This is a genomic window from Microcystis sp. M53602_WE12, assembly GCF_030065455.1.
Classification (GTDB): domain Bacteria; phylum Cyanobacteriota; class Cyanobacteriia; order Cyanobacteriales; family Microcystaceae; genus Microcystis; species Microcystis aeruginosa.
On sequence record NZ_JASJFB010000661.1, the window covers coordinates 1 to 2,087 of the forward strand.

General features: G+C 43.9%; 1 protein-coding gene. It reads left to right on the plus strand.

The genetic code is table 11. The features are described from left to right. Positions 1–1,617, plus strand: a 1,617-nt coding sequence (locus tag PX482_RS20725) for a DUF3769 domain-containing protein (protein WP_288122962.1), incomplete at its 5' end; no start/stop codon positions are given. Between the last annotated feature and the right edge of the window lie 470 nt (positions 1,618–2,087).

Below are 2,087 nucleotides of genomic sequence, written 5' to 3' on the forward strand. Positions count from 1 at the left end.
ACCGCTAGGGATTTAGGGCAAACGCTGCCCACGGATGTGGGGGCCGGTAGTTCTTTTGCAACCCTAACCGATCGTTTGGCATTAAATCAACCCTTGCAGAGAATCACTACGGGAGAGGGTTTTCAATTTGTCGTCGGGGGACAGGATCCCAGTCGGCGCGATCGACAGAATATTAGTAGTCCGTCGGGGGGAACGATTAATCGCGTCCGTTTTCAGGCCGAACGCTTGAATTTTGATGGTAAGGTGTGGAATGCCACTAATGTGCGTCTGACTAATGACCCTTTTTCCCCTCCTGAATTGGAAGTTCGGGCTAATTCCGCCACTTTTCGCAGTACTGGCCCCTTTACCGATGAGTTGCGGATGAGTAATTCCCAGTTGGTTTTCGATCAACGGGTAGTGGCCCCCACTTTTATTAATAGTCTCACTTTCGATCGCCGTCGTCGTCGTCCTTTTTTAATTGCCCCGGGCTATGATGGGGAGGATCGGGGCGGATTTTTCGTAGAAAGTCCCCTAACTTTAGTGGAGACACCGAAGACTATTTTTGAGTTGACACCGCAATATTTAATTCAAAAAGTCCTTAATCCCGATGCTTTTCCCTCAGCTAACCCCGGAGGTGGGGAAGTTTCGGCCCTTAGTCCGAAAGCTTTTGGTTTATTGGGCAATTTTGCCACTAATTTTGGCGAGCGCTCGTTTTTGCAAGCGACAGCTTCTTTTTCTAATTTAGATTTGGAACAGATCGAAAATAGTGTTCGTTCTAAAATTCGCTTTCAACAGACGATCGGACAGTTGCAGGATCCCTATCTGCTCAATGTGGAGTACAATTATCGCGAGCGTCTTTTTAACGGTTCTTTAGGGTTTCAGACGGTTAATAGCAGTTTTGGGGCAATTTTGACCTCACCGGTGATTGTCGTCCCGAATACGGATATTAGACTCAGTTATCAAGCTTCTCTACAGAATATTAACGCACCCACCGATCGCAGTAATCTCTTAGCGGCCAATGCAACGGATAATGTTACTAATTTAAGCCGTTTTCAGGGCGCTGTCTCCCTCAATCGCAGTTTTTTACTCTGGTCTGCCCTTACTTTACCACCGACTCCCGACCAAGGTTTAAGATTTTCTCCTCTTCCCGTTCAACCCTATATTGCTATTGTCACTGGTGTCACTGGTGTCACCAGTTATTACACTAATGGAGAGACGCAAAATTCCGTCACGGGAACCGTGGGATTATTAGGACAGTTTGGGCGTTTTTCCCGCAATTTTTTCGACTATACCGGGTTTAATCTCAGTTTTAGTCAGGGTTTGGTTAACGGACAATCACCCTTTTTCTTCGATCGCTTTGTTGATCAACAAACAATGTCCTATGGTATAACTCAACAGGTATATGGTCCGATTCGCGTGGGTTTCCAGAGTATTTATAGTATCGATCAAGCGAAGGAAATCAGTACAGAATATTTTCTCGAATGGAGTCGTCGCACCTATAGTTTAATTTTGCGCTATAACCCGGTGCTGCAGTTGGGAATACTCAACATCCGCGTGTCGGATTTCAACTGGACAGGCAACCCCGGCTATTTTGAGGGCAGCGATGTCCGTCCGGTGGTGGATGGAGTAACCCGTTAAGACTACATGGGAATTATGAATTATGAATTATGAATTATGAAGTGGGGTGTGGGGTTTTAGGGATTTTCAGATCGGGATTACCTCTCATTGAGACTCCCTTGGCTAACTTCTAAGTAGTTGGTTATAATCAAATTAAAAATGGATTATAGGTTCGATCCCCCCTGCCCCTAGGGTTGATTCATTTAAATTAAGTACAGCGGATTTTGAGTCAATAAATTTGAATGAAAATTCTCAAGTTTATCTTTCTCTAACCAAAAGAGTTAGTCACAATAACTAATCTTTAATCCTCTGCCAATATTTATTATGAATAAATTGATAAAGCTTGTTCCCAAGCTACTAAAAGCCTATCTCTCTTGAAATTTCCTGAGAGTACATCCTGTTAACTTAGCTAATTTTTCTGCTTCTTACGTCGATAAAACTATCAGTTTTTCCCAACGTTCAGCTAACCACCTCTGTCCCTCTGTTATTGA